This window comes from Parahoeflea alexandrii (genome assembly GCF_024105735.1).
In the GTDB taxonomy this organism is placed as follows: Bacteria; Pseudomonadota; Alphaproteobacteria; order Rhizobiales; family Rhizobiaceae; genus Hoeflea; species Hoeflea alexandrii.
Genome location: NZ_JAAAML010000002.1, coordinates 1 through 25,892 on the forward strand (window position 1 = coordinate 1; position 25,892 = coordinate 25,892).

Genomic DNA, 25,892 nt, shown 5'->3' on the forward strand with positions numbered 1-25,892 from the left:
GCTCTCTTTGGATAACACAAGGGCGAACTGCTTGGCGCCAGCGGCGCGCCGCCCTCGTTGTGTGAGCGGTTTATAGGGCCACCCCACCAAATGAGTCAACAACCTTTTTCGCAAAAATGTCATTTTTCGATTTTTTCCAAACCGCACCGTCTTTTCCGGCGAGGTTTGGAGCCCTTCATATATATAAAGTCGTTCCGATCCCCGATTTTGCCTTACAGCCGCCGGATTTCGCACTAGAAGATCTGTGCCGGATCAAGTTGGCTGTGCACTTGCCTTCGCTCCTGCCGAATCGGGGCTCGAACCGGGCGCAGATTTGACAGATGACTGAGTGCAGGGCACATCTGCATCTGGCGTTCCCGTCCAGTGCCGAAAGCGCGGCCGGACGGTACTGTGAACTTGGAGGACCAATGCCAAACGACGACTTTCTCGCACGGCAGATGGGCGATCAACCGCCACTGCTGGCCGGTGGCCGCAAGCCGCCCGACAAGCGCGAGATCTCGTTGCGTTGGCTCTCCGGCACCTTCATGACCGGCATCACTTCCAGCCTGCTGATGGGCGTGGCGCTGTTCGGCGCCATGGAAGGGCGCGAGCAGCTGGCAATTCCCGCTGAGGCCCTGGCTTCGACCGACCTGAATTCAGGCGGCATTGGCGTCGTCGAGAAAGGTGACCGGCTGGTTCCCTCCGTGGTCACCGCCAAGCCGGCCGACAAGAGCATCATGGAAGTTTCCACCATGGTCCGTGACGGCGACCGTGACGTCGTCCGCAGGCAACCTTTCGCCCACGTCAAGATCGCACTTGCCGCCAACCATCCCAACGCCACGGCCAAGTCCTATCCGCGCTTCAATCCGCTCAAGATCTTCTCGGCCGGCGACGCGGAAGCTGCATCAAGCGTAAGGACCGGCGTCATCTACGGTGCCGAAGTCGATTCGGAAATCAGCCTGCGCACCATCGATTTCCCGCTTGAAGCGCCCGGCCATCCCTTTGCGGCCTCCATGTCGCTCGATGAAGCCGAGGAAACGGTCCGCACCAACGGGTCGGTGCTGACCGACGGTTCCGTGCAGTTTGCATCGCTCAACTATGTCGATCCACGCCGGTTCGGGTCCAACCGTCTCGAGCTCGACTTCAGTGCCAGCCTGAATGCCCGGGTCATCGCCGAGAATGTTTCTATCGCGTCCTACTCGCCGCAGGCCCAGCAGCGAACGGACTATGTCGATGACATCATCCCGGTGCGCAAGGCAGCAGCGCTCTCCGACATTCTCGACGGCGCGGGTTACACTGCGGAACAGTATCAGGCCGCACTCGACATGCTGGCGCAACAGATCAAGACCGACGAGGTTCCGACGCGGGCGGTCATCCGTGTCGGAATGGAACAATCCGGCGACAGCACGCGGATCATCCGCATGAGCGTCTACCAGTATTCGAGCCACATGATCACCGTTGCGCTTTCAGACAGCAACGGCTTTGTCATCGGCAACGAGCCGCCGCCGACACCGGCAATCCGCTCGGCCTTCGACGAAACCCAGGCACCGGTTGCCACCGCCCGCGACCTGCCCAACATCTATGACGGCATCTACCGCTCGGCCCTGTTGTACGGCATGTCTGCCGACATGGTCGGCCAGATCATCAAGATGCTGGCCAGCAATGTCGACTTCCAGTCGCAACTCCGCCCCTCCGATACGCTCGAGGCGTTCTTCTCTGTCACCGACGACAGCGGCATCGCGACGGAAGATTCCGAGTTGCTCTTCGTCAACGCCAGGTTCGGCGGCAACTCCATCCGGCTCTACCGCTTCCAGCACCCCGAAGACAATTCCATTGACTACTATGACGAGGAAGGCCGAAGCGCGCGGCAATTCCTGATCCGCAATCCGGTGCCGAACGGCAAGTTCCGTTCCGGTTTCGGCATGCGCCGCCATCCCATCCTGAAATACTCGCGCATGCATACCGGTGTCGACTGGTCCGCGCCAAGGGGCACACCGATCATTGCCTCGGGCAATGGCGTGGTCGAGAAGGCGAGCTGGGATTCCGGCGGATATGGCCGGCAGACGATCATCCGCCACGCCAATGGTTACAAGTCGAGCTATTCTCACCAGAACAGCATTGCCAAGGGCGTGGTTCCCGGCGCGCGCGTGCGTCAGGGCCAGGTCATCGGCACCGTCGGCTCCACCGGACTTTCGACCGGACCCCACCTCCACTACGAGCTGATCGTCAATGGCAACAAGGTTGACCCGATGCGGATCCGTCTTCCCGACGGCAAGTCGCTCAAGGGGGAGGCCTATGCCATGTTTGCCCGCGAACGTGACCGGATCAATACCCTACTCGACATCGAGATGTCCAACAAGGAACTTGCCAGCCGCTGATTCCGGCCCATGCGGCCGTCAGGCAGAGGGCGGGGACTGCAACGCCATCCGTTTGGCCGTGCTCAACCCATCCATCGCCATGGCATGGGACCGGCGCACGTAGTCTCGCAATGCCTGCCTGTCCAGCGTCGACTCATCAAGCCATTGCAGCCATTTCAATCCGCGGGGCGCGAGATAGGGCGCAGGCCGCATTCCGGGGACGGATTTCAGTATCTCGAAACTCATAGGCGAGGCCTTGAAGGTTACCCGCATCTGGCCATCCGGATCCCTGATGAGAATGGCAAAGACCTTGCCGCCGACCTTGTAGACGTCGGAGCCGCCCCATTGCACCACATGTGTTGCCCCGGACAGGGACATGCAGAACGAATGCAGGTTGGATGCTTCCTCCTCCAAGCGGTCTAGGCTCCATTGCTCGATGCGCCACTGGCTGGACCGCAACATCGATCCCTGCCTCAACAAAAAGGCGGACCCGAAGATCCGCCTTTTCCGGCATTTGCATAGCTTAGGCGGCCTCGCCCTGGGGAGCCTCGGCCTCGGCCGGTGTCTCGTTCGAGACAGAGAACACCAACCGGTCGGAACCCGCGCTGACGGTGACATGAGCACCTTCGCCAACCTCGCCGAGAAGGATTTTCTCGGCCAGCGGATCCTGCACGTATTTTTGCACGACCCGCTTGAGCGGACGCGCGCCATAGGCGGGATCGTAACCCTTGTCGGCGAGCCAGACGCGGGCTTCCTCGTCAAGCGCCACATCGATCTTGCGGTCAACGAGCAGCTTGCCCAGCCGCTTGAGCTGGATATCGACGATCGCGCCCATTTCCGACCTGCGCAAGCGGTGGAACAGGATGATCTCGTCTATCCGGTTCAGGAACTCTGGACGGAACGACGCGCGCACGACGTTCATCACGTCATCACGAGCGGCATCCGCGTCCTGATCGTCGGTCAGCGCCGCCAGATATTCCGAGCCAAGGTTGGATGTCATGACGATCAGCGTGTTGCGGAAGTCCACAGTACGCCCCTGGCCGTCGGTCAGGCGGCCGTCATCAAGCACTTGCAGAAGCACGTTGAAGACATCGGGGTGCGCCTTCTCGATCTCGTCGAACAGGATCACCTGATAGGGCCTGCGCCGTACGGCTTCCGTCAGCGCACCACCCTCGTCGTAGCCGACATAGCCCGGAGGAGCACCGATCAGACGGGCCACCGAATGTTTTTCCATGTATTCCGACATGTCCATCCGGATCAGCGCGGTTTCATCATCGAAGAGAAACTCGGCCAGTGCCTTGGTCAGTTCGGTCTTGCCCACGCCGGTCGGGCCCAGGAAGATGAACGAGCCCATCGGCCGGTTCGGATCCTGCAGACCGGCGCGGGCCCGGCGGACAGCCTTGGAAACCGCCTGCACCGCTTCGCCCTGACCGACCACGCGCTTGCCGATCTCGTCTTCCATCCTGAGCAGCTTGTCGCGCTCGCCTTCAAGCATCCGGTCGACCGGAATACCGGTCCAGCGCGACACGATGTGAGCGATATGATCCGGCGTCACTGTCTCTTCGACCATGCCCGCCGCATCGGCTTCGCCATGGGCTTCGGCCTCTTGCAACTGGCGTTCGAGAGCAGGGATTTCGGCATAGGCAAGTTCGCCGGCGCGCTGGTACTCGCCACTGCGCTGGGCGATGGCAAGATCGTTGCGCGCCGCTTCAAGCTTGAGCTTGAGATCAGCCGCCAGGCCGAGCTTCTGCTTCTCCGACTGCCAGCGTGCCGTCAGCGCACCGGATTTTTCCTCGATGTCCGACAATTCCTTGTCCAGCCGCTCGAGCCGATCCTTCGATGCCTGGTCGGTCTCCTTCTTGAGCGCCTCTCGCTCGATCTTGAGCTGCATGATCCGGCGATCGAGCTCATCGAGCTCTTCAGGCTTGGAATCAACCTGCATTCTCAGCCGCGCCGCGGATTCATCGACCAGGTCGATCGCCTTGTCAGGCAAAAAGCGATCTGTGATGTAGCGATTGGAAAGCACCGCTGCCGAGACAAGCGCCGAATCGCTGATCCGGACCTTGTGATGCTGCTCGTATTTTTCCTTCAGGCCGCGCAGGATCGAAACCGTGTCCTCGACAGTGGGCTCTTCCACCATCACCGGCTGGAAGCGCCTTGCGAGCGCCGCATCCTTTTCGACATGCTTGCGGTATTCATCAAGCGTGGTGGCGCCAACGCAGTGCAGTTCGCCCCGCGCCAGTGCCGGCTTGAGAAGGTTGGACGCATCCATCGCCCCGTCGGATTTCCCCGCGCCGACAAGAGTGTGCATCTCGTCGATGAAAAGGATGATCTCGCCATTGTTGGCCTGGATTTCGGACAGCACCGCCTTGAGCCGTTCCTCGAACTCGCCGCGATATTTCGCGCCGGCGATCAGCGCACCCATGTCGAGCGCCATCAGCTGCTTGTCCTTGAGCGATTCAGGGACGTCGCCATTGACGATTCTGAGCGCCAGGCCTTCCGCGATCGCGGTCTTGCCGACGCCGGGTTCGCCAATCAGAACCGGGTTGTTCTTCGTCCGGCGGGAAAGCACCTGAATGGTGCGGCGGATTTCGTCATCCCTGCCGATCACCGGGTCAAGCTTGCCTTCGCGTGCCGCCTCGGTCAGATCCCGGGCATATTTCTTCAGCGCATCGAAACCCTGCTCGGCGCCGGCGCTGTCGGCGGTACGGCCCTTCCGGATGTCGTTGATGGTCTGGTTCAGGGCTTGCGCGGTGACACCGGCATTCTTCAGGATCTTCGAGGTTTCCGCCGACGCCTCGATGACCAGCGCCAGCAGCAGCCGCTCGACCGTGACAAAGCTGTCACCGGCCTTCTTTGCAGCCTCCTCGGCGGACTGGAATACCTTGGCCACCGGCTGAGACAGGTAAAGCTGACCGTTGCCCCCCGTCACCTTTGGCAGTTTTGCAATTGCTGCGTCATTGGCGAGCCGCACATCTGCAGGGCGCCCGCCGGCGCGCTCGATCAGAGAGGAGGCCATGCCCTGATCGTCATCCATCAGCACCTTGAGCAGGTGTTCAGGCATGAACTGCTGATGTCCTTCGGCAAGCGCATGGGATTGCGCTGACTGGATGAAACCGCGAACGCGTTCCGAGTATTTTTCAATATTCATGGTCTTCTCCTTTACATGTCCCACCCATTTGTGGCGCGGGACAGCGGGTCCGGATGAGCTCCCGATTGCGGCAAGCCCGATTAGATAAACCAGATATGGGTATTCACAGTTGCGTGAAAAAGGTCTTGTTCAACAATAAAAACCCCGGCTGCGACCAGCCGGGGTTTTCAGTCATTCGTTAAAGAGCGTCGCCTATTCGGCCGCAGCCGGCTCCGTCTGCTTGTCGGCGCCGGAGGCCGCTTCCGCGCTTTCATCGGAGCGAACCCGCTTTGGTCGGCCGCGGCGGCGGGGAGCCGGACGCGGGCTTTCTTCCCCAACGGACGCGTCTTCTCCGATCGCAACTTCCGCCGGAACGCCGCTTATCTCGGGCTGTGGTGCATCCGCATCGAAGACGGGCTTGGGCTGCTGTTCCTGGCGCGGCTTGCGTTCTTGCCGTTCGCCGCGATCCTGGCGCTCGGTCCGGTCGCCACGTTCCTGGCGTTCAGACCTGTCCTGGCGTGACTGGCGTTCGGACCGGTCCTGCTGCTCGCCCCGATCGCCACGCTGGTTCTGTGCATTGGTGTCGTTGTCATCATCCGAATCGCGATCATCATCGTCCTGATCCTGCGATTCGCGCGCTTGTGACGAGCTGTCATCGCGCTGGAATCGCTCCTGCATCTGCGCCTGCGCTGTCAGGATGATCCGGTTGTAGTGCTCGGCATGCTGCAGATAGTTTTCTGCCATCACGCGATCGCCAGAACTCTGCGCATCCCGCGCAAGGTTCATGTACTTCTCCGCCACGTGCTGGGCGGTTCCGCGGATCTTCACATCGGGACCGGAGCTGTCGTAGGAGCGCGACAGCGGGTTCTGGCCTTTGCGGTTGCCCCCACCGTTATTATTGCTTCCGCTACGTCCGCGACCGCGCTTGTTTTGCTGTCCTGGCCTCATTCGATAGTCACCTGGTTGTTTTCCTGAAAAATCTGTTGGGCGCTTTGGCCAGAGCGTCTGGCTCGCAGGTTGCGCCGCGACATAGGATCATCCACTGATCCCGTCACCGTTATGGGTTCAAATTCAGATACCCGCGCCAGAGGCTTTCCTGCGAACCAGCGGCCAAAAATTTGGCGGGTTCCTAGAGCCGAGCCACATCGGATCGAATCTGTTTCAAGACTTGCTATCCGGCGCTGATCGGGAAACTAGCCATGTTTGCCTGTAATTCCAAGCCTTTTCTTGAAACAACGCTCAAAAGTCCCTGCTCACGGGTTTTGGTTCACCTTGCATCGTGAACAAGAGGACCCTTTCAACACCTCCGAGATCGCGAAACATCCAGGCTTCGGCAAAACCGTGCGCGGCAAAAATCATCGACACGGAGGCCCCCTGGCCTATCCCGAACTCGACAGCGAGATACCCTCCTCGAACAAGCCGATCGCCTGCCTGCGAGGCAATCGCCCGGTAGGCGTCAAGCCCGTCGGTCCCGCCATCGAGCGCTTGTACCGGGTCGTGTTCGGTCACCTCCCTCGAGAGGCCAGACAGATCAGCGGTCGGAATATAGGGCGGGTTGGAAACAATCAGGTCAAACTGTGCATCTATGCCCGACAGCCAGTTACCCTCGATAGCCCGGTAACGCTTCGAAAGTCCAAGCTGACGTGCATTCTCGAGCGCCGTCTTCACTGCATCTGCCGAGACATCGACGCCGAGGCAGGTTGCTTGCGGGCATTCCGAAAGCAGCGCCAGCCCAATTGCGCCGGTTCCGATCCCCAGGTCAGCAATCGAGCAGGAGCCCGTTGCCGCTGCTTTTTCCCGGACCAGCGGCAGCACGGCATCGATCAGCGTTTCGGTGTCGGGCCTCGGCTCCAGCGTCGCGGGCGAAAGCCGGAGCGAGAGACCGTAGAACTCCCGGAAACCCAGGATACGGTGCACAGGCATGCCTGCAAGCCTGTCATCCAGGGCTTTGGCCAGACGGCCACGCACCGTCTCTCCAAGCGGCGCATCGCCGCCTGTCACCAGTTGATGCGGCTCGACCCCTGCCAGCTTGGCCGTAAGCAACCGGGCATCGAGATCCGCGGTTTCGAGGTCTGCGGATCGGAACGCGCTGCGCAGCATCAGCCAAGCCTCGCCAAGCGTGGCAGCATCAGCCAGGTCAGGCCTTGCCATTGTCGCCAAGTGTGGCCAGCTGGCCGGCCTGATGATCCGAGATCAGGGCATCGACGACCTCGTCGATCTCGCCCATCATCATCCGGTCGAGCTTGTAGAGCGTCAGGTTGATCCGGTGGTCGGTCACCCTGCCCTGCGGAAAATTGTAGGTCCGGATCCGTTCGGACCTGTCGCCCGAGCCGACCTGGCTGCGCCGTGACTGGGAGCGCTCGTCGTCGGCCCGCTGCCGCTCCATGTCGTAAAGCCGGGCGCGCAAGACCTGCATCGCGCGCGCGCGGTTCTGGTGCTGAGACTTTTCCGACGAGGTGACCACAAGCCCGGTTGGCAGATGGGTGATACGCACCGCCGAATCGGTGGTGTTGACGTGCTGGCCGCCCGCGCCCGACGCCCGCATCGTGTCGATACGGATATCCTCCGCACGGACTTCGATGTCGATGTCCTCCGCTTCGGGCAGCACCGCAACGGTTGCCGCCGAGGTGTGGATGCGGCCGCCGGATTCGGTTTCGGGGACCCGCTGCACCCGGTGAACACCGGATTCGAACTTGAGCCGCGCAAACACGCCCTTGCCCGACACGGTGGCAATGATTTCCTTGTAGCCGCCGGCTTCGCCCTCGCTTGCCGACAACACCTCGACACGCCATCCCTGGGAGGAGGCATAGCGTTCATACATGCGGAAAAGATCACCAGCGAACAGCGCCGCTTCCGAGCCGCCGGTTCCGGCGCGGATTTCGACAATGGCACTGCGCTGGTCGGCGGCGTCCTTGGGCAGCAGCATGATCTCGATCTGCTGTTCAAGCTTCTCGATCCTGCCCTTGAGCGCCTTCAGTTCGTCCTCGGCCATCTCCCGCATTTCGCGGTCGGTCGAGCTGTCGGCCAGCATTGCCGTGAGGTCGGCACGCTCGGCCTCGGCTTTCGAAAGCGCCCTTATCTCGGCCACCAGCGGCTGCAGTTCGGAGTACTCCGAAGCCAGCTTCACATAGACGTCCGGATCGGGGCCGGCCGACATACGCGCCTCGACCTCGTCGAAACGGCGCTCCAGTTCGCGGATTTTCTGGGTCGGCAATCGTGCCATGCTTGATCCTAGAGGCTCACACCATTGGCGTCGGCAAAGTCCATCAGGAACTCGCGAACGGTTTTTTCACTTCGCGTATCGGCAATGACCGGCAGCAGGGCTTCCTCAAGCTTGCCCAGATCCAGCGACAGCAACATCGACTTTACCGGCCCGATCGCAGCCGGCGACATCGAGATGTTGCGGAAACCGATCCCGAGCAACGCCATCGCCGAGAGCGATTTTCCGGCAATCTCACCACAAAGGGTCAGCGACGTGTTGGTTCGGTTGGCAGCTTCGACGATCTGGCGCAGCACACGCAGGAATGGCCGCCCCAGCGTATCGAAACGATCTGCCACGCGGGAATTACCCCGGTCGACCGCCATGACGAACTGGAACAGGTCGTTGGAGCCGACGGAGACGAAGTCGACTTCTTCCATCAACTCATCGAGCTGCCAGAGCAGGCTTGGCACTTCCAGCATGGCGCCGAACTGCAGGCTGCGCGGCAACTGGTAGCCGAACCGGGAAAGATGCCGGACTTCCTTGTTGAGCAGTTCGCGCGCCAGGCGAAGCTCATTGACCTCGGTGATCATCGGCAGCATCAGCTTCAGTTCGGCGCCGGCCGCTGCCTTCAGCAACGCTCTGAGCTGCGTGCGCAGCAATCCCGGACGGTCCAGCGAAAGCCGGACGGCGCGCCAGCCAAGCGCCGGATTCTCCTCTTCGGCGGAGCGGAAATACGGCACCACCTTGTCGCCGCCGATATCCAGAGTCCGGAAAGTGACCGGCCTGCCTCCCGCCTGCCGCAGCACGCTGCGATAAAGATTTTCCTGCTCGTCGACCTTGGGCATGGTCGAGGCGATCATGAACTGCAGCTCCGTCCTGAACAGGCCTATCCCGCTGGCCCCGGATTCGCTCAACTGCGGAAGGTCGACCAGAAGCCCCGCATTCATCTGAAGTGTCACATACTGCCCGTCCCGGGTCCGCGGCTCGACCGTTCGCAGTGCCTGGTACTGTTCCTGCCGCTTCGCCCGGAACCTCACCTTGTCGGCATAGGCATTCTGCACATCGGTAATCGGACGCAGGTGAACAATGCCATCCTCGCCATCGACAATGATCGAATCTCGGTTTTCCGCCAGCGAGGCAATGCCGGGTACCTGGCCCACCACCGGAATGCCCATGGCGCGGGCAACAATCACCACATGGCTGGTAACCGCCCCTTCTTCAAGCACGAGACCGCGGATAGCCTCACGCGGATAATCAAGCAGTTCCGCAGCCCCCATGGCGCGTGCCACGATGATCGCATCCTGTGGCAAACCCTTGCTGCCCGGAACAAATCCCGTCAGCTGTCTGAGCAGGCGATTGGCGAGGTCGTCGAAATCGTGCAGCCGCTCGCGAAGATAGGAATCGGTCATGTGGATCATGCGGGCGCGGGTGTCGCTTTGCACCTTCTCCACCGCCGCCTCGCAGGTCAGTCCGTTGCGGATCGCCTCCTCGAGCTTGCGCACCCAGCCGCGATCATGGGCAAACATCCGGTAGGCCTCCAGAACCGCCCGATGCTCACCCTCCATCGAAACGTCGCGCCGCGACAGCATGTCATCGATTGAGATCCTGAGGGATCCGAGCGCCTCTTCAAGCCGCTTGAGTTCGGATTCGCTGTCATCGTTGAGCAGTTCGGTGACCACGATCCGCGGCTCATGCAGGATGACATGGCCAAGGCCGATACCATCACCATAGGCATCACCCTCGATTGTCACCGGACGGTTCAGGTCCAGCTCGAGACCGGGCCGGGTGATCTGCTTGAGTTCGCCCGTTGCGATCATCTCGGCCAACACCATCGAGGTGGTTTCGAGCGCTTCGACTTCGTCCTCGCGGTACTTCCTGTGCGCCTTGTTCTGGACGACGAGAACCCCCAGCGACCGGCCGGCCCTGAGGATCGGCACGCCAAGGAAGGAGTTGTAGATCTCCTCGCCTGTTTCCGGCAGATAGGTAAAGGCGGGGTGGGATTGGGCGTCTGAAAGATTGAGCGAACGCGCGCTTGCCGCAATGGTGCCGACCAGGCCCTGACCCATTTTCAGTTGCGCCAGGTGGACCGAATCCTTGTTCAGGCCCTCCGTGGCGAACAGTTCCAGGGCACCATCGGCACGCAGCACATAGAATGAGCACACTTCAGCGACCATGTTCGCCGCAATCTGGCGGACAATCTGGTCAAGGCGTTCCTGCGGCTCAAGGGGCTCCGCCATCAACTCGCGCAGCCGCCTGAGAAGGACGCGCGGACCTGCGGAAAGGTCTCTCATCGCGCTTCATTCTCCCAATTCGTGTTGTCCGCCCGGGACACTCCCGGCCGGCTTACAGAGTTCGGCTTGTGCCGGCTTGTCTTGATCCCGTTGGCTAAGTCTTATCCAGACCGTAGACGGAATGCAAAGTCCTTACCGCGAGTTCGGCGTAGGCGCCGTCAATCAGGATCGAGATCTTGATCTCGGAAGTGGTTATTGCCTTGATATTGATCGACTTCTCTGCAAGCGCCTTGAACGCGCTCGCCGCCACCCCGGCATGGCTGCGCATGCCGATACCGATGACCGAAACCTTGGCCAGGCCTGATTCGCTCTGCACCACATCGTAGCCGACCAGCTCTTTCTGACCGGCGAGCACCGCCAGCGCCTTTTCCGCATCGCTCGAAGGCACTGTGAAGGTCATGTCGGTTCGCGACCCATCTTCGGAGATGTTCTGCACGATCATGTCGACATTGATGTGGGCATCGGCGAGCGGGCCGAAAATTGCCGCCGAAACCCCGGGCCGGTCAGCCAGCCGCCTCAGGGAAATCTGCGCCTCGTCCTTGGCGTAGGCAATGCCGGTAACGACTTCCTGTTCCACGATTTCTTCCTCGTCGCAAATGAGAGTTCCGGGCGGGTTGAGCAGATCGCCCATTCCTGGGGCGTCCGGGTCTTCGAAACTGGAACGCACGAAGGTTCTGACCTTGTGCACCATGGCCAGCTCGACCGACCGGACCTGCAGCACCTTGGCTCCGAGTGATGCCATTTCCAGCATCTCCTCGAAGGCGATCTTCTTCATCCGCCGTGCCTTGGGCTCGATCCGCGGATCGGTGGTGTAGACACCATCGACATCGGTATAGATGTCACACCGGTCTGCCTTCACCGCGGCGGCAATCGCCACCGCGCTGGTGTCAGATCCGCCACGGCCAAGCGTCGCCAGCCGGTTGTCGGGCCCCACCCCCTGGAAACCGGCAACCACCGCCACCTGGCCGATTTCGAAGCGGCGGATCAGTTCGGACCCGTCGATGTCGACGATCCGTGCCGCCGCGTGGGCATTGTCTGTCTTCACCGGAATCTGCCAGCCCTGCCAGGACCGGGCGTCCACGCCCATCGATTGCAGCGCGATTGCCAGCAGCCCGCTGGTCACCTGTTCGCCCGAGGCAACGATCGCGTCATACTCGCGGGCGTCATAGAAAGAGGCGCTCGCACCGGCGACCTTCGGCATCTGCTGCACCCAGTTGACCAGTTCGTTGGTCTTGCCGGCCATTGCCGACACCACCACGGCGACCTCGTGCCCGGCGTCGACTTCACGCTTGACGTGCCGGGCGACGTTGCGGATCCGGTCCAGGTCGGCAACCGAGGTGCCGCCAAATTTCATCACTATGCGGGCCATGTTGATTTATCCGCTGACGAACCCGCTAACGGGCAAGAAAAACCGCCCCGGGTTGCGGAGCGGAATGTGGCGGTCTCATAGCCAAAAAACTTGCGGCCTGCAACCGGATCGCAGGTGTGACATTGCCAACTCTTGACAAGGCGGGGCTGACGCCCGAGTTGATTGTCCTCAACAGAACTCTGGAGAGACCGATGAACCAAGCTGCCCAGACAACGATCGATCAGGACGAAGTCGAGCGGTTTTCGGCCATGGCGGCGGAATGGTGGAATCCGAACGGCAAGTTCCGCCCCCTGCACAAGTTCAACCCTGTGCGTCTGACCTACATTCGCGATCATGTGGCTGCGCATTTTGGCCGCGACCCGAAGAGCGACAAGCCGTTGCAAGGCCTCAGATTGCTCGACATCGGCTGTGGCGGCGGTCTTTTGTCAGAGCCCATGGCCCGGATGGGCGCCGAGGTGCTTGGCGCCGATGCATCGCGCACCAATGTCGAAGTGGCTTCGATCCATGCCGCCCAGAGCGGGGTCGATGTCAGCTACGAAGCCATAACGTCTGAAGAACTGGCCGCGCGCGGTGAGCGCTTTGACATCGTGCTCAACATGGAAGTGGTCGAGCACGTCGCTGACGTTGATCTGTTCCTCACCTCCTGCGCGGAAATGGTCAAGCCCGGCGGCCTGATGTTCGTCGCAACGATCAACCGGACAATGAAAGCCATGGCGCTGGCGATCATCGGCGCCGAATATGTGCTTCGCTGGCTGCCGCGCGGTACCCACCAGTACGAAAAACTGGTCCGCCCGGAGGAAATCGAGAGGCCGCTGTCAACTTCCGGGATGAATGTCATCGATCGTACCGGCGTGTTCTACAATCCGCTTCAGGACCAGTGGAACCTGTCCCGCGACATGGACGTCAACTACATGATGCTCATGGAGCGGCCAAAAGCCACCTGATCCATCCCGGCATCGCATTCGAAAAGACCTGCGTCTTCGACGAGCCGGAACTTGCCCGGTAGAAATGGTCATGAACCAGGCGGCGTTCAGGGTCAGACAGGAAGATGCTTGAGTTGCTCAAGCAGATCACTTTGGCCCGGCGCGTTCGCTTCAATCAGGGCCTTGACGCGATCACGATCAATTTCCAAAGGCGCGCCGTCCGGGCCGTAGGCCTGCTTGAAAGTGAAGGCACGCGGACCGGCTCCATGGTCATGCAGCCATTCCAGCCTTTCAGCCGCCTGCGCCCAGTCCGGCAGGCGCCCGGCCTCGATCCACCAGAGCACCAGCGGCGGCCAGTCGTTCCTTGTGTTCCAGTTGCGGGCATTTTTCAGGGCCTCGGCATGAACACCGGCGTAGGAGAAGGCCATCAGGCTCTCGATATCCGCCCATACAGACAAGGAAGATGGTCCGCTGTCATGACCGCTGCCTTCGATGAACCGGGGGAAAACCTGGATACCCCAGCTCTTCGGGCCCGGCTCTCCTTCGTAGCCGGAGCGGGCAACGAATCCCGACGCCCTTTCAGCGGCGGCAAAATTCAAAGGCTCCCGCCTGAGAAACCCTTGCACCTCCGGCGCATCATAAGGCGCCACGTGCAGGCCGAAATTGTACATCCCAAGCTGAAAACCTAATGATTTCATCTCAACTCAGGTCATCCGGAAGATCAGGCAAGGGCGCGATTTCGATCCCCTCCTCGATCAGCGACCGAGCATCATCGCTCGAGGCCTTCCCGATGATGCCGCGCGCTTCGGCCTCGCCGTGATGGATCTTGCGCGCCTCATCGGCAAACCGCTCGCCGACATCCTCGGAGTTCTGCTTCACTGCCTGAACCATTTCCCGGATCTTGCGCATCATCTCGCGCCTTTCCGGATCCATCGCAAGAGGCCGCACAGGGGCTTCCTTCGAAACTGCGACAGCCGGTGCCATCAGCGCCTTTCCGACCTGCCGCGAGCCACAGACCGGGCACTCGACCAGGCCCCGTTCGGCTTGATTGTCGAAATCCGTGCTCGAGGAAAACCATGCCTCGAACTCATGGTCCTTGTCACACTGCAAAGAAAAGCGGATCACGCCACTCTTTCTCCTCTTGCGTCCTGAACCCCGGTTTCAACCCTGTATTCCCGCGCATTCCTGAGATTGGGGATCTTCGACCGGGCAGCCTTGACCTCGTCAAGCGACAATGACGCGACAATCACGCCGGGCTCGTCATTGTCGGCTTCCGCAACGATCCGGCCCCAGGGATCGACTATGATCGAATGCCCGTAGGTCTCGCGTCCGTCTTCATGCACACCGCCCTGCGCCGCCGAAATCACGAAGGCGCCGTTCTCGATCGCCCGGGCGCGCTGCAAGACATGCCAGTGCGCTTCTCCGGTCTGGCGGGTAAACGCTGCCGGAGCGGTCAGGATATCGGCCCCGGCGAGTGCGAGGTCCCGGTACAGGTGCGGGAAACGGATATCGTAGCAGATTCCCATGCCGAGCTGAGCCACGTCGATGTCCACTGTCCGGGCGACGTCGCCGGGTTGATACACGGCGCTCTCCCGCCAGCTTTCGCCATTGTCGAGATCGACGTCGAACATGTGGATCTTGTCATAATGGGCCAGAGCCGCGCCGTCGGGACCGAACACCACGCCACGATTGGCTGTCATCTCGTTACCGACATCGATCGCCGTGGAGCCGATATGCAGGTAGATCCCCAGTTCGGCGGCAAGGACGGATGCAGCCTTGAGCACGGCATCGTCGGCTTCGGTTCTGAGAATGCTGCGCAATCCGGCCCGGCTCTTCTGCACAGCGCCGGTCATCTCCGGAGTCTGCACGTAACGCGCACCGCGTCCGGCCGCTTCACGCACCAGGCTCTCCATTGCGGCGATGTTCGCATCGGGCGTCACACCCGACCGCATCTGGACTGCGGCGGCAACCAGCTCACGCATCTCTCAGGCTCCTGTCAGCATGGGATCGAGTTTGCCGGCGCGATCAAGGGCATGCAACTCGTCGCACCCGCCAACGTGAACACCATCAATGAATATCTGCGGAAATGTCGCGCGGCCATTGGCCTTGCCGATCATTTCCTGGCGCAGATCCGGAGAGAATGTTGCGTCATGTTCGGTGTAGGTGACGTCCTTGCTATCCAGCAGCCGCTTGGCCGCGGTGCAAAACCCGCAGAACTGTCGTGTGTAGATGATGACTTCTGACATGCGGTTCTCCGATTGCTTATGCGCTTGGACACTCTCAAGCATATAGGGTTTCACCGCCCTGGCTTGCAACCCTGGCAAAGGTCAGCACGTTCACCCGGGCCGCTCCCGCCTTCAGCAAGGTCCTCGTTGCAGCCTCGACTGTCGATCCCGTGGTCAGCACGTCATCCACCAGCAGCACTTTCATCCCGATGAAGTGCTGCGCCTGCTGGTTCGTCGTCAGGAACGCGCCGCGGACATTGTCCTGCCGTGCCCTCAGACCAAGCCCCACCTGTTGCCGCGTGGCCCTTACGCGCTTCAGCGCGCCCGGCAGGAACTGCTTGCCCGAGAGCCGCGCGAGTGCGCGGGCAAGCTCGGCCGACTGATTGTACCGCCGTGCAAACAGTCTTGCCCGGTGCAACGGGACTGCGATGATGACATCGCTGTCATCGACCACGTCTCGCCCGGCGCGCAGCATCCATGACGCCATCATGGCGGCCAGGTCGGCACGATCCGAATATTTCAACCCGTGCACGAGCTTGCGGGCAACGCCGTCATGGAACACAGCCGCGCGGGCTCTCTCATAAGGCGGCGGCGCCGAGATTGCCTGCGGCGACACCAGCCCGTCGCCCCGGTCATGATCAAACGGCACGCCGGTAACCTCGCAATAGGGTCGCTCGATAAACCGCACATGCGTCCAGCATCCGCCACACAGCGCAGCTCTCCTGCCCACCATTTTCCCGCAGCCGGAGCAGACCGGCGGGTACACCAGCTCTGCAAGGCTCACCCCGGCGGACTGAAGAACAGCCAGCGTCCGGCGCCTGAAATGAACGAGGTCAGCTCGGTCCATCTGTTGACTTTACGGCCGTTCCATCCAACAAGCGAGCCGCTGCAGTGTGGACACGCCACCACGGCATTATGAACCCGGCAATGGACACCCGATCTTGGACCGTCTCTTCGATCATACTCTTCTGCATCAGCGCCGGTCGCGCGCTCTGGCCGCTTTCGAGCCGGGCGCGGATTTCCTGGTCCGCCGGATCGCCGAGGACATGGCGGACCGGCTATCGGTCGTCGAAAGACAGTTTGAGAATCCCGTCCAGGTCCATGGCGGCTTGCCGCTGGCCGCTGAGTTGATGAAAGCCACAGGCAAGGCCGCCGACTTCACCTATGTCGACATGTGCCCCGTGCCCGGAACAGCGGCCGGCAGCCAGGTTTTTGCTGAACCGGACCTTGTCCCGCTGGAACCAGCCAGCGCCGACCTCCTGGTCTCGCCACTTGCACTCCATGTGACCAACGACACTCCCGGCGCGCTTGTTCAGATGCGCCGGGCCTTGAAGCCCGACGGTCTGCTGCTTGCCGCAGTTCCCGGCTCGGGCACTCTGGGCGAGTTGCGGGAATCCCTGCTGGCAGCGGAAAGCGAACTGACCGGCGGCGCCAACGCGAGGGTTCACCCGTTTGCCGATATTCGGGATTACGGCGCCCTGCTGCAGCGCGCAGGCTTTGCCCTGCCCGTCGCCGATATTGACGACATAGTCGTCCGGTACGGTGACATGTTTGCTCTTCTCAGGGATCTGCGCGCCATGGGCATGACATCGATTCTGACCGATCGCAGCAGGAAGCCGTTGGACAGGCAGGTGTTTTTGCGCGCTGCACAGATTTATGCCGAACGGTTTTCGGATGCGGACGGTCGTATCCGTGCGAGTTTCCCGGTCATCCACCTGTCTGGCTGGGCACCGCACGAAAACCAGCAAAAGCCCCTGAGACCGGGCTCGGCCAGGGCACGGTTGGCCGACGCACTGAAAACGCCGGAACAGAAGCTTCCACGCTAGGACGTGGAGGCTCTACATCGAGTTCTTCAGATGATTTGCGGTGCTGTTCATGCTCGCGTCGAGAGCATTCCCAAGTATGGAAGCGCCACTGATCATTGCGGTCGCGATCAAGGCGGCAATGAGACCGTATTCAACCGCGGTGACCCCGGATCTGTCCTCAATGAACCTGCAAAACAAGGATTTCATAACTCTGTTCCGTTTCCGCTTGTAATTTCGGGATCAAATTTGCTCAGCAGTCGCCCGTCTTCCTGCCATCGCTACGAATGATGCAGAGCGCACCCGGGTTGTCCTGCAGGATCGATTTGCGAACGGTGTAAGAGCTGTTGCTCGAACGCTGCGGGATCGATCCGGTGGTGATATTGTCAAACTGGTCAGGCGCCCAGGCAATCCGCGCGGAAGGCGAGCGGTCTGCAACGACAGGCGTCAGGATTGCCGCGACAGCGATCGCGGCTGTGCCGAACAGGAGGGCGACGCGCACGGCACCGAAGCGTTTCGGCTGGTTCTCCTGCTCACCCCTGTCCATCACCGTCATCCAGAAATCGTCGTTGTTCATAACGCCTCCACACAGGATCGCGCCGGATCCGTCATTTTGGCCATTCTTGCGTGAAGGACATTGAGGTTTGATTAACGCTACCTCCAGCAATGGACGCAAATCGCGCCACATTTTGAGGCAGGAACTGTCGGCAGACAGGCCTAAAGCAGGTCGATCAGATAGGGAATGAGCGGCTCGTCGGCGGGCGGCATCGGGTAATCCCGCATGTCGCGCGGACGAACCCACTTGAGCGCCTGCCCTTCAAGCCCTCTCGCCGTCCCCTCGAACCGGCGACAGACAAACAGCGGCATCAGCAGATGAAACTCGTCATAACTGTGGCTTGCAAAGGTCAGTGGCGCCAGGCAGGGCTCTCTGGTGATTATGCCGATTTCCTCGGACAGCTCACGTATAAGCGCGGCCTCGGGCGTTTCGCCAGGCTCGACCTTGCCACCCGGGAACTCCCAAAGTCCAGCCAGCTTCTTGCCCTCAGGCCTCTGGGTAAGGAGTACCCGCCCGTCCGCATCCACCAGGGCGCAGGCCGCAACCAGCAATATCTTCTTGTCGCCCATCGTGTCAGTATCCCGGTTTCTGGCGGTAGGCGTAGCGATAGACCTCGGCAAAGCCGAGCCCCTTGTAGAGCGCGACGGCTGCGGTGTTGGCGCTTTCCACCTGCAACCAGGAGGTCTCCGCTCCCCGATGTCGCGCCCACCTGAGCGCGGCCATCACCACGTCCCGGCCATAACCATTGCGCCGCATGTCGGCTCGCGTTGCCAGCTCGAACAAGCCGGCAAGGTCGTTGTCATGAACGCACAGCGCCGTCGACACCGGTCCGGCAGTCTCGTCCTCCAGCACGAACAACCCGCTGGGCGGTCTGATCGAGTTCAGCACTTCCGTAAGCCCCGGCTTGAGCGACTGGTCGCGGCCGTGCACGGCTATCGAGGCATCGACATAGCGTCCGATGTCACGCATCGGCAGGTGATCCATACCACCATCTATGTCGAGATCGTCGATCGCTCCGGTCATGACGATGGTTTCATCGAAGCGAGGCCAACCGAGCGCATCGAGATAGGCTTCGAGCGGCGGCGGTGCCAGTGGCGACTGACGAAACACCAATGGACGGTCATAGGAATCGAAGCGGCGCGCAGCGCGCTCGACCCGGCCTTCGATCCCCTCATGGTCTGAAGGGTCGAGCGGATTGACCGAGTTGAGCCGTTTCGACGGATGTCCCGCCGTCAAGCGGATCTGCCAGCTGCCGTCATACTGGATCGACGCTGCGGGCCAGGCCCTGAATCCTACGGCTTCCAGCCGTCTGACGATTGCAAGATTAGGCAAGATAGACCCCGCCCCCTGTTCTGGCAGGCAAACCGCTCAGCTGCGGTAATCGCCATTGATTTCGACATAGGCCTTGGTCAGGTCACAGGTGAACACACGGGCCTTGCCACGGCCGATGCCGAGATCCACCCGAATGGCAATCTCGTCCTGCTTCATGACGTCCGAGGCTGCGGCTTCACTGTAGCCAGGATCGCGCTCGCCATCGACTGCCACCCGGACATCGCCAAACCAGATGGCCAGCTTGTCGCGCTCGGCCTTTTCGCCGGCCTTTCCGACAGCCATGACGATGCGGCCCCAATTTGCATCCTCGCCGGCAACCGCGGTCTTGACCAGAGGCGAGTTGGCGATGGAACGGGCGATCCGCCCGGCGGCCTTGGCGGACGCCGCACCGGTGACGGTGATCTCGACCTGCTTGCGCGCGCCCTCCCCGTCGCGAACGATCTGGATCGCCAGATCCTCCATCAACTCGGCCAGCGCCTTCGAAAAGCTTCTCGCCCGCGGATCCGATGCGGACCGGATTGCGCCCGCGCCCCGTTCGGTGGCAGCCCCGGTGGCAAAGACCATCAGAGTGTCCGATGTCGAGGTGTCGCTGTCGACCGTAACCGCGTTGAACGTCGAGCCGACATGGCGGCCAAGCATCGTCTGCAGCGCTCCCGGTTCGATATCGGCGTCAGTCACGACAAACGAGAGCATCGTTGCCATGTCGGGCGCGATCATACCCGCGCCCTTGGCCATGCCATTGAGCCTCACCGTCACGCCGTCAATCTTCGCTGTCCGGGTGGCGACCTTCGGATAGGTGTCTGTGGTCATGATCGCGCGGGCCGCATCCAGCCACCGGTCACCGCTGGCGGACCCGGCCATCGTCCCGAGAACGGAAGCAAACTTGCTCGCATCCAGCGGCTCACCGATGACCCCGGTCGATGCCAGGAACACTTCCGAGGGCTTGCAACCAACAGCTTCTGCCGCAGATTTTGCAGTAAGCTCGGTCGCCTCGCGCCCCTTTTTTCCGGTGAAGGCATTGGCGTTTCCGGAATTGACCACCAGGGCCCGGGCCTGCCCGTCGGCAAGATTTGCCCGGCAGAAGTCGACCGGCGCCGATGGACATTTCGACGTGGTGAAGACCCCGGCCACAGCAGCCGGCCTGTCAAACACCATGAGCATCACATCCGTGCGATCCTTGTACTTGATCCCGGCCGCCGCAGTTTCGATCCGCACACCGGCGATCGGCGGCAACTGCGCATAGGACTTGGGAGCCAGGGGCGAAATTTCAGTGGCCATGAAGGGTTCCTTGAAGCGGCGAAGTCCGGCTCCTGAAGGCCGGCCTTATTGCTGGTCCTGGCTGATGGCGTCGTAAGCGCTTTTCAGATCCGGATCGAGCACATCGATTTCGGTTTCGCTGCGCGCGGTGCGGATAAGCTCGGCATAGCGCTCGCGCATGACCAGCTGACGAACCTGGTCGGCAACCTCCTCGAAGGCCGGCGGCGCTGTTTCGCGGCGCTCTTCGACCTTGATCACGTGCCAGCCGAACTGGGTCTTCACCGGCTCCTTGCCATATTCACCGGGCGTGATTGCAAAGGCAGCCGCCTCGAATTCCGGCACCATCCGGCCCTTGGTGAAGAAACCGAGGTCTCCGCCCTGGGCGGCACTTGGGCCCGTGGACTTTTCCTTGGCGAGTTCAGCGAAATCCTTGCCGGCATCCAGCTCAGCGATAACGGCATTGGCCGCCTCTTCGGTCTCGAGCAGGATGTGGCGCGCACTGATTTCCTCTTCCGGCGGAACGGCAGCGATCTCCTGCTCGTAGCGGGCCTTGATATCGTCATCGCTTACAGGATCGACCACATTCGCCTTGAAGATCGCGTTGTGCAGGGCGCGGTCACGCTGAAATGCCATCAGCCTCTTGAATTCCTCGGTCTCGTCGAGCGCTTCAGCTTCAGCCTTTCGCGCCAGCGTCTTGATGTCGATGACCGCAGCAAGGGCTGCAACGCGGCGCTGCTCATCCGGCAGACGGGCGAATTGCGGATCGAGATCTCCCTCGGCCAGTGTCAGCTCGGACGCACGAATTTCAACACCGGCGACTGTTGCCACCACCGGGTCGGCTTCATCGGCGGCGTGGCCGTGAACGGGCAGGAAGGCGACTGAAGTCAGGAAGAGTGTGGCTGCTAGCTGCGGAAGACGCATGAAGAGACCTTTCATTGTGAAGCTTTACGGGGTCAGCCACCCAAGTGCTCTTGGAATTTGGCAACCGTGAGACGGGCTTTCGCCGCCGTTGACATCGTTCGACCCCCCTCTTATCTGTCAGCCAACCGTCCGTCCAGACGGCTTTCAAGGGTTGAGGGTCTTCCGGACAGGGTTTTCCAACTGATCAACCGGTCGCAGGCCAGCGCCGGTTTCCATCACTGCAGACCGTGCAGCCTCAAGAAAGGACCATTGAAATGGTCAAGTTCGGCGCAATCGCCCGCAAGCTTTTCGGCTCATCAAATGACCGCCGGATCCGGGCCTATCAGCCAAAAGTTGACGCCATCAATGCATTGGAAGCCGAACTGTCGGCGCTCAGCGATGCCGACCTTGCGGCGCGCACCGTCCAGTTCAGGGAGCAGCTCGCCGCGGGAACCAAGCTGGACGATCTGTTGGTACCGGCCTTCGCTACAGTGCGCGAGGCAGCCCGCCGCGCCATCGGGCTCAGGCCATTCGACGTCCAGCTGATCGGCGGCATGATCCTCAATGAAAACGCCATCGCCGAGATGAAGACCGGTGAAGGCAAGACCCTTGTTGCGACGCTTCCGGTCTATCTCAACGCGCTTTCGGGCAACGGCGTCCATGTTGTTACCGTCAACGACTACCTGGCCCGTCGTGACGCCGAATGGATGTCGCGGATCTACGGTTTCCTCGGCCTGACCACCGGCATCATCACCCATGGCATGGACGATGACGAGCGCCGCCAGGCCTACGCCTGCGACATCACCTACGCGACCAACAACGAACTCGGTTTCGATTACCTTCGCGACAACATGAAATACGACCGCGCCCAGATGGTGCAGCGCGGCCACAACTACGCAATCGTCGACGAGGTCGACTCCATTCTGGTCGACGAGGCCCGCACCCCGTTGATCATCTCCGGACCGCTCGACGATCGCTCCGAGCTTTACAACAGCATCGACACACTGATTCAGAAGCTGGAGGCCGACGACTACGAGATCGACGAGAAGCAGCGCTCGGCGACATTCACCGAATCCGGCACCGAAAAGCTTGAGGCGATGCTCGCCGAAGCCGACATGCTCAAGGGTGAATCGCTCTACGACGTCGAGAACGTGTCCGTGGTTCACCACATCAACAACGCGCTGAAGGCACACCGCCTTTTCACCCGCGACAAGGACTACATCGTCCGCAATGACGAGATCGTCATCATCGACGAATTCACCGGACGCATGATGCCGGGCCGACGCTATTCCGAAGGTCAGCACCAGGCGCTCGAGGCCAAGGAAGGCGTCAAAATCCAGCCGGAAAACCAGACCCTGGCATCGATCACCTTCCAGAACTATTTCCGCATGTACTCCAAGCTTGGCGGCATGACCGGCACGGCCTCCACCGAGGCAGAGGAATTCGGCGACATTTATGGTCTGGAAGTGGTTGAAGTCCCGACCAATGTGCCGATTGCACGTCTCGACGAGGATGACGAGGTCTACCGCACCGTCGAGGAAAAGTACCAGGCGATCATCAACGACATCAAGCAGGCCCGCGACAAGAAGCAGCCTGTTCTGGTCGGCACCACCTCGATCGAGAAGTCGGAAATCCTCGCCGACCTTCTGCGCAAGGGCGGCGTGAGCGATTTCAACGTGCTCAACGCCCGTTATCACGAACAGGAAGCCTACATCGTTTCCCAGGCCGGCGTCCCTGGCGCGGTCACCATCGCCACCAACATGGCCGGCCGTGGCACCGACATCCAGCTCGGCGGCAACGCCGACATGCGGATTGCCCAGGAGCTCGGCGACATGCCCGAGGGTCCGGAGCGCGAAGAGAAGACCAAGATTATCCGTGCCGAGATCCAGGCACTCAAGGACGAGGCGCTGGCCGCCGGTGGTCTGTATGTTCTGGCCACCGAGCGCCATGAAAGCCGCCGCATCGACAACCAGTTGCGTGGCCGTTCCGGTCGTCAGGGCGACCCTGGCCGGTCGAAGTTCTTCCTGTCGCTGCAGGATGACCTGATGCGCATCTTCGGCTCCGAGCGCATGGACGGCATGCTCAAGACGCTTGGCCTCAAGGAAGGCGAGCCAATCATCCATCCATGGATCAACAAGGCGCTTGAACGGGCGCAGAAAAAGGTCGAGGCGCGCAACTTCGATATCCGCAAGAACCTGCTCAAGTTCGATGACGTGATGAACGATCAGCGCAAGGTCGTTTTCGAACAGCGCAAGGAACTGATGGACTCCGAATCGATTTCCGAGACCATCGAGGACATGCGCCACGAAGTGATCGACGGCCTGGTCAAGCTCCACATTCCCGAACGCGCCTACGCCGAACAGTGGAACGTCGTGGAGCTGAAGAAGGGCGTACAGGCCTATCTCAATCTCGATCTGCCGATCGAGGAATGGGCAGCCGAAGAGGGCATTGCCGAAGACGACATCCATAGTCGGATCGTCGAGGCTGCGGACAATCTCGCCAGGGAGCGGGCCGAACGGTTTGGCCCCGAAGTGATGACCTATGTCGAAAAATCCGTTGTTCTCCAGACACTTGACCACCTTTGGCGCGAGCATCTGGTCAACCTCGACCATCTTCGCTCGGTGGTCGGTTTCCGCGGCTATGCGCAGCGTGATCCCCTGCAGGAATACAAGTCCGAGGCGTTCGAACTGTTCCAGGCCCTGCTCGCCAATCTGCGCCAGGCTGTCATGGCGCAGCTGATGCGCGTCGAGGTCGTCCGCGAAGCCGCAACCACGCCGGAGCCGGAGCTGCCGGAGGGCATGGAAGCCCACCACATCGATGCCAGCACCGGCGACGATGAATTTGCCCGGGCGGACGTTGACGCGGCGCAGGGCGTCGTTGCGCCGGAAGACAGAAACCCAGAAGATGAATCCACCTGGGGCAAGGTTGGCCGCAATGAGGCCTGTCCCTGCGGCTCGGGCAAGAAGTACAAGCACTGCCACGGCGCGTACTGACCGAAAGACAGCAGCCACAAATCAGGCCGGGGTCGAGCCAGCGATCCCGGCCTTTTTGTGTCTGGAGCCATCCTCGGGTCAACGGCAGCCAAACCGTTTCTTAACGTCGCCATGTCATTGTCACGGCACAATAAACGGATTGAAGCCCGACCATGACGTTGATCGAAACCGCTGGCAGACTGTTGCCGCCCCACTTTGTGGCGCGGCTGACGCCGGCTTTTGATCGTTTGGCGGCGCTTGCGTCCGCTACCGACGAAACCAGCGCCGCCCAGCGGATGGCAATGATTGCCTTTGCCATCCGCGTTTGCAGCGCGGCCATTGCCTTTGTCTCCCAGATCATCCTCGCACGTCTTATGGGAGAGTTCGAATACGGCATTTTCGTTTTCGTCTGGGTCATCGCCATCATCCTGGGCAACCTCTCCTGCCTGGGCTTTCACACCGCTGTCATCCGCTTCCTGCCGCAATACCGCACGGCAGGTGCGGATGAAGCCGTCAGGGGCCTCGCCATCACCGCGCGCATCTTCGCGATGCTGTCCGCGACGCTGATTGCCGGCACCGGGATCGCGGCACTGCACTTCCTCGGCGACAGGATCGAATCCCACTACGTTCAACCGCTCTTCGTCGGCGCTTTCGTGCTGCCGATGATCGCCCTCGGCGATGTGCTGGACGGAACCGCCAGGGCCAATGGCTGGCCGGTTCATGCGCTCAGCCCGACCTATATCGTTCGCCCCCTGCTCATTCTTGCCTTTGTCGCCGGCGCCATCTGGCTGGGCCGCATGGCCGATGCCAACACCGCGATCCTCGCCGCCCTGGCTGCCACCTATGCCACCACGCTGACCCAGTTTCTGGTTGTCACCACGCGGCTCCGCAGGCGTTATCCCGCAAAGCGAGTCGAGATCCACTTCCGCACTTGGCTGCTGGTGGCGTTTCCGATCTTTTTGATCGAAGGCTTCTATTTCATGCTGACCAATGCCGATGTGATCATCGTCGGCATCTATCTCCCGCCCGAAAAGGTTGCCGTCTATTTCGCGGCGGCCAAGACCATGGCGCTGGTCCATTTTGTCTACTTCGCCGTCAAGGCCGCAGCCGCGCAGCGTTTCTCTGCGCTTGTGTCTGACCCCGACCGGACTGCCCTGGCGTCGTTCGCACGCCAGACGGTGCGCTGGACGTTCTGGCCATCCCTGCTCGTAGGCGGACTTGTCATCGCCGCGGGCCCGTTCCTGCTCTCGCTGTTCGGCCCGGGTTTCCAGCAGGGTCACACAATCATGGTCATTCTGTTTGTCGGCATCATCGCAAAAGCCATGATCGGACCTGGCGAGGTGCTTCTGACCATGGCCGGTGAGCTCAGAATCTGCGCAACGATCTATGCTGGCGCACTCGCCGCCAATCTGGCCCTCAATGTCACGCTGATCCCGGTCTGGGGGCTGCATGGCGCCGCGACCGCGACTGCAGGCGCCATGGTGATCGAGGCCGGCCTGCTGCACATGATCATCCGACGTCGTCTCGGCATCGTGATGTTCATCGCCGCCTCGGACCCGGCGCGTCGCGTCGGACACTCAGCGGAGGCCAGGTAGTC

General features: G+C 61.3%; 23 protein-coding genes. 5 read left to right on the plus strand and 18 right to left on the minus strand.

What is annotated here, in order from left to right; genetic code table 11:
- The first annotated feature begins 407 nt into the window (after nt 1–407).
- The gene (locus tag GTW23_RS09680; protein WP_252915602.1) at nt 408–2,357 is read left to right on the plus strand and encodes a M23 family metallopeptidase; all 1,950 of its coding nucleotides are present in this window, start codon (nt 408–410) and stop codon (nt 2,355–2,357) included.
- 18 nt (nt 2,358–2,375) lie between these two features.
- On the opposite strand, the gene GTW23_RS09685 is transcribed toward GTW23_RS09680, so the two are convergent.
- From GTW23_RS09685 to GTW23_RS09715, 7 genes are all read right to left on the minus strand, one after another.
- Complete coding sequence (locus tag GTW23_RS09685) at nt 2,376–2,798, minus strand: MmcQ/YjbR family DNA-binding protein (protein WP_252915603.1); 423 nt, start codon at nt 2,796–2,798, stop codon at nt 2,376–2,378.
- A 61-nt stretch (nt 2,799–2,859) separates the two neighbouring features.
- The gene (gene clpB / locus GTW23_RS09690) at nt 2,860–5,487 is read right to left on the minus strand and encodes an ATP-dependent chaperone ClpB (RefSeq protein ID WP_252915604.1); all 2,628 of its coding nucleotides are present in this window, start codon (nt 5,485–5,487) and stop codon (nt 2,860–2,862) included.
- 192 nt (nt 5,488–5,679) lie between these two features.
- The gene (locus tag GTW23_RS09695; RefSeq protein WP_152011391.1) at nt 5,680–6,414 is read right to left on the minus strand and encodes a DUF4167 domain-containing protein; all 735 of its coding nucleotides are present in this window, start codon (nt 6,412–6,414) and stop codon (nt 5,680–5,682) included.
- A 291-nt stretch (nt 6,415–6,705) separates the two neighbouring features.
- Complete coding sequence (gene prmC / locus GTW23_RS09700) at nt 6,706–7,617, minus strand: peptide chain release factor N(5)-glutamine methyltransferase (RefSeq protein WP_252915605.1); 912 nt, start codon at nt 7,615–7,617, stop codon at nt 6,706–6,708.
- Nucleotides 7,604–8,689, minus strand: a complete 1,086-nt coding sequence (prfA, locus tag GTW23_RS09705) for a peptide chain release factor 1 (RefSeq protein ID WP_152011390.1) — start codon at nt 8,687–8,689, stop codon at nt 7,604–7,606. Before prfA ends, prmC begins: the two co-directional genes overlap by 14 nt.
- Nucleotides 8,690–8,697: 8 nt before the next feature.
- Complete coding sequence (gene ptsP / locus GTW23_RS09710; RefSeq protein WP_152011389.1) at nt 8,698–10,959, minus strand: phosphoenolpyruvate--protein phosphotransferase; 2,262 nt, start codon at nt 10,957–10,959, stop codon at nt 8,698–8,700.
- A 94-nt stretch (nt 10,960–11,053) separates the two neighbouring features.
- Nucleotides 11,054–12,328, minus strand: a complete 1,275-nt coding sequence (locus GTW23_RS09715) for an aspartate kinase (RefSeq protein ID WP_152011388.1) — start codon at nt 12,326–12,328, stop codon at nt 11,054–11,056.
- A 191-nt stretch (nt 12,329–12,519) separates the two neighbouring features.
- On the opposite strand from GTW23_RS09715, the gene ubiG reads away from it, so the two are divergent.
- Complete coding sequence (ubiG, locus tag GTW23_RS09720; RefSeq protein ID WP_152011387.1) at nt 12,520–13,272, plus strand: bifunctional 2-polyprenyl-6-hydroxyphenol methylase/3-demethylubiquinol 3-O-methyltransferase UbiG; 753 nt, start codon at nt 12,520–12,522, stop codon at nt 13,270–13,272.
- A 92-nt stretch (nt 13,273–13,364) separates the two neighbouring features.
- Here the strand turns inward: ubiG and GTW23_RS09725 are convergent, their stop codons facing one another.
- The 5 genes from GTW23_RS09725 to GTW23_RS09745 are packed head-to-tail and all read right to left on the minus strand — an operon-like array spanning nt 13,365 to nt 16,323.
- Nucleotides 13,365–13,949 (minus strand): DUF3291 domain-containing protein, encoded by a 585-nt coding sequence (locus GTW23_RS09725; RefSeq protein WP_252915606.1) that lies wholly within the window; start codon nt 13,947–13,949, stop codon nt 13,365–13,367.
- Between the two features lies 1 nt (nt 13,950).
- Nucleotides 13,951–14,376: a DUF1178 family protein gene (locus tag GTW23_RS09730; RefSeq protein WP_252915607.1), complete on the minus strand. Its 426-nt coding sequence runs from the start codon at nt 14,374–14,376 to the stop codon at nt 13,951–13,953.
- Nucleotides 14,373–15,233, minus strand: a complete 861-nt coding sequence (locus GTW23_RS09735; RefSeq protein WP_252915608.1) for a carbon-nitrogen hydrolase family protein — start codon at nt 15,231–15,233, stop codon at nt 14,373–14,375. The genes GTW23_RS09730 and GTW23_RS09735 overlap by 4 nt, the downstream gene beginning before the upstream one ends.
- 3 nt (nt 15,234–15,236) lie before the next feature.
- Nucleotides 15,237–15,497: a glutaredoxin 3 gene (gene grxC, locus GTW23_RS09740; protein WP_152011383.1), complete on the minus strand. Its 261-nt coding sequence runs from the start codon at nt 15,495–15,497 to the stop codon at nt 15,237–15,239.
- A gap of 34 nt (nt 15,498–15,531) precedes the next feature.
- Entirely contained in the window at nt 15,532–16,323 is a 792-nt protein-coding gene (locus tag GTW23_RS09745; RefSeq protein WP_267660817.1) for a ComF family protein, read from the minus strand.
- 94 nt (nt 16,324–16,417) lie between these two features.
- Between GTW23_RS09745 and GTW23_RS09750 the strand changes: the two genes are divergently transcribed.
- Entirely contained in the window at nt 16,418–17,302 is an 885-nt protein-coding gene (locus tag GTW23_RS09750) for a methyltransferase domain-containing protein (protein WP_252915610.1), read from the plus strand.
- 12 nt (nt 17,303–17,314) lie between these two features.
- Here the strand turns inward: GTW23_RS09750 and GTW23_RS09755 are convergent, their stop codons facing one another.
- The 6 genes from GTW23_RS09755 to GTW23_RS09780 form a co-directional block, all read right to left on the minus strand.
- On the minus strand, nt 17,315–17,488 hold the full coding sequence (locus tag GTW23_RS09755; RefSeq protein WP_152011380.1) for a Flp family type IVb pilin: 174 nt from the start codon (nt 17,486–17,488) through the stop codon (nt 17,315–17,317).
- 43 nt (nt 17,489–17,531) lie between these two features.
- Nucleotides 17,532–17,855 carry a hypothetical protein gene (locus GTW23_RS09760; RefSeq protein WP_244615357.1) on the minus strand — a complete coding sequence of 108 codons (324 nt, stop codon included), beginning with the start codon at nt 17,853–17,855 and terminating at the stop codon, nt 17,532–17,534.
- Nucleotides 17,856–17,995: 140 nt separating this feature from the next.
- On the minus strand, nt 17,996–18,403 hold the full coding sequence (gene mutT, locus GTW23_RS09765; RefSeq protein ID WP_252915611.1) for an 8-oxo-dGTP diphosphatase MutT: 408 nt from the start codon (nt 18,401–18,403) through the stop codon (nt 17,996–17,998).
- 4 nt (nt 18,404–18,407) lie between these two features.
- Nucleotides 18,408–19,166, minus strand: a complete 759-nt coding sequence (locus tag GTW23_RS09770; protein ID WP_152011378.1) for a GNAT family N-acetyltransferase — start codon at nt 19,164–19,166, stop codon at nt 18,408–18,410.
- A 36-nt stretch (nt 19,167–19,202) separates the two neighbouring features.
- Nucleotides 19,203–20,444: a bifunctional glutamate N-acetyltransferase/amino-acid acetyltransferase ArgJ gene (argJ, locus tag GTW23_RS09775; protein WP_252915612.1), complete on the minus strand. Its 1,242-nt coding sequence runs from the start codon at nt 20,442–20,444 to the stop codon at nt 19,203–19,205.
- Between the two features lie 45 nt (nt 20,445–20,489).
- Nucleotides 20,490–21,344: a peptidylprolyl isomerase gene (locus GTW23_RS09780; protein ID WP_152011376.1), complete on the minus strand. Its 855-nt coding sequence runs from the start codon at nt 21,342–21,344 to the stop codon at nt 20,490–20,492.
- Nucleotides 21,345–21,598: 254 nt separating this feature from the next.
- Here GTW23_RS09780 and secA point away from each other — a divergent pair, with 254 nt between their 5' ends.
- Together secA and GTW23_RS09790 are read left to right on the plus strand one after the other, a co-directional pair.
- Nucleotides 21,599–24,316, plus strand: a complete 2,718-nt coding sequence (gene secA, locus GTW23_RS09785) for a preprotein translocase subunit SecA (protein ID WP_252915613.1) — start codon at nt 21,599–21,601, stop codon at nt 24,314–24,316.
- 152 nt (nt 24,317–24,468) lie between these two features.
- Nucleotides 24,469–25,890 (plus strand): lipopolysaccharide biosynthesis protein, encoded by a 1,422-nt coding sequence (locus tag GTW23_RS09790; RefSeq protein WP_252915614.1) that lies wholly within the window; start codon nt 24,469–24,471, stop codon nt 25,888–25,890.
- The last annotated feature ends 2 nt before the right edge of the window (nt 25,891–25,892 follow it).

What these genes read in the sequence shown, in the direction of transcription:
- GTW23_RS09735 (WP_252915608.1), bottom strand. Translation starts at nt 15,233, where the DNA reads ATGCGTGAGCTGGTTGCCGCCGCAGTCCAGATGCGGTCGGGTGTGACG.
- prfA (WP_152011390.1), bottom strand. Translation starts at nt 8,689, where the DNA reads ATGGCACGATTGCCGACCCAGAAAATCCGCGAACTGGAGCGCCGTTTC.
- clpB (WP_252915604.1), bottom strand. Translation starts at nt 5,487, where the DNA reads ATGAATATTGAAAAATACTCGGAACGCGTTCGCGGTTTCATCCAGTCA.
- GTW23_RS09685 (WP_252915603.1), bottom strand. Translation starts at nt 2,798, where the DNA reads ATGTTGCGGTCCAGCCAGTGGCGCATCGAGCAATGGAGCCTAGACCGC.
- ubiG (WP_152011387.1), top strand. Translation starts at nt 12,520, where the DNA reads ATGAACCAAGCTGCCCAGACAACGATCGATCAGGACGAAGTCGAGCGG.
- secA (WP_252915613.1), top strand. Translation starts at nt 21,599, where the DNA reads ATGGTCAAGTTCGGCGCAATCGCCCGCAAGCTTTTCGGCTCATCAAAT.
- argJ (WP_252915612.1), bottom strand. Translation starts at nt 20,444, where the DNA reads ATGGCCACTGAAATTTCGCCCCTGGCTCCCAAGTCCTATGCGCAGTTG.
- GTW23_RS09745 (WP_267660817.1), bottom strand. Translation starts at nt 16,323, where the DNA reads ATGGACCGAGCTGACCTCGTTCATTTCAGGCGCCGGACGCTGGCTGTT.
- GTW23_RS09755 (WP_152011380.1), bottom strand. Translation starts at nt 17,488, where the DNA reads ATGAAATCCTTGTTTTGCAGGTTCATTGAGGACAGATCCGGGGTCACC.
- prmC (WP_252915605.1), bottom strand. Translation starts at nt 7,617, where the DNA reads ATGGCAAGGCCTGACCTGGCTGATGCTGCCACGCTTGGCGAGGCTTGG.
- GTW23_RS09790 (WP_252915614.1), top strand. Translation starts at nt 24,469, where the DNA reads ATGACGTTGATCGAAACCGCTGGCAGACTGTTGCCGCCCCACTTTGTG.
- mutT (WP_252915611.1), bottom strand. Translation starts at nt 18,403, where the DNA reads ATGGGCGACAAGAAGATATTGCTGGTTGCGGCCTGCGCCCTGGTGGAT.
- GTW23_RS09715 (WP_152011388.1), bottom strand. Translation starts at nt 12,328, where the DNA reads ATGGCCCGCATAGTGATGAAATTTGGCGGCACCTCGGTTGCCGACCTG.
- GTW23_RS09725 (WP_252915606.1), bottom strand. Translation starts at nt 13,949, where the DNA reads ATGAAATCATTAGGTTTTCAGCTTGGGATGTACAATTTCGGCCTGCAC.
- GTW23_RS09680 (WP_252915602.1), top strand. Translation starts at nt 408, where the DNA reads ATGCCAAACGACGACTTTCTCGCACGGCAGATGGGCGATCAACCGCCA.
- grxC (WP_152011383.1), bottom strand. Translation starts at nt 15,497, where the DNA reads ATGTCAGAAGTCATCATCTACACACGACAGTTCTGCGGGTTTTGCACC.
- ptsP (WP_152011389.1), bottom strand. Translation starts at nt 10,959, where the DNA reads ATGAGAGACCTTTCCGCAGGTCCGCGCGTCCTTCTCAGGCGGCTGCGC.
- GTW23_RS09780 (WP_152011376.1), bottom strand. Translation starts at nt 21,344, where the DNA reads ATGCGTCTTCCGCAGCTAGCAGCCACACTCTTCCTGACTTCAGTCGCC.
- GTW23_RS09695 (WP_152011391.1), bottom strand. Translation starts at nt 6,414, where the DNA reads ATGAGGCCAGGACAGCAAAACAAGCGCGGTCGCGGACGTAGCGGAAGC.
- GTW23_RS09760 (WP_244615357.1), bottom strand. Translation starts at nt 17,855, where the DNA reads ATGAACAACGACGATTTCTGGATGACGGTGATGGACAGGGGTGAGCAG.